This is a genomic window from Bartonella sp. AA74HLJMH (genome assembly GCF_042197045.1).
In the GTDB taxonomy this organism is placed as follows: Bacteria; Pseudomonadota; Alphaproteobacteria; order Rhizobiales; family Rhizobiaceae; genus Bartonella.
The window spans coordinates 1-615 of record NZ_JBHIRJ010000151.1; the positions used below are offsets into that span (position 1 = coordinate 1).

Here is a 615-nt window from a genome sequence, read left to right on the forward strand (position 1 = left end):
CTAAACGCCTCATTTTCATTTATACATTACCTAAGTGTTTTCAGCACGATATCTTGGCTTTGATAAAATCTTTGTGCCTCTCTGAATTGTTCAGATAGTACTGAATCTTCTACATCGGCTTTTGTTTTCATCGTATGATAGGCATCTCTTTTGCTTCATGGTTAAAAATTTTCATATCAATTTCGCGTCTTTTCCTTTTGATAAGTGATTTCTCAGCCTTACGTAAATGTGCTACCATTTGTACCTTTATAGATTCATTTTGGATCATGGCTAACGAACCATCGATATGTGCTTGAAGATCTGCAATATCTTTCAGGTTTTCTTTTGTTTGAAGTTCATTAAATAGACTTTTGAGGTATTGAAAACGATTTTCTACGTTTTCAAAACTTTTTAAAGTTATAGCTTTATTTAGTATTGAGAAAAATTCTAAACGCTCAAAAAGCAACGTGCCCATTCGATCAAAAGGCTCAGAAATTTTGTTTTCGTCCTCTAATACCTCTTGATATGATTCTCTTGAAAGCTTATCACTCTTATAGAACGATTCTGGTTCTTTGAGAAAAAAACTAGAAAAATCTATAGTTTTAGGTCCAGTTTTTTGACTATTTGTTATAGCCT

General features: G+C 32.4%; 1 protein-coding gene. It reads right to left on the minus strand.

The window, feature by feature from the left end:
• Positions 1-127 precede the first annotated feature (127 nt).
• Positions 128-615 (minus strand): type IV secretion system protein (locus ACFINH_RS10280; protein WP_375633076.1); only part of this gene is annotated, 488 nt, incomplete at its 5' end.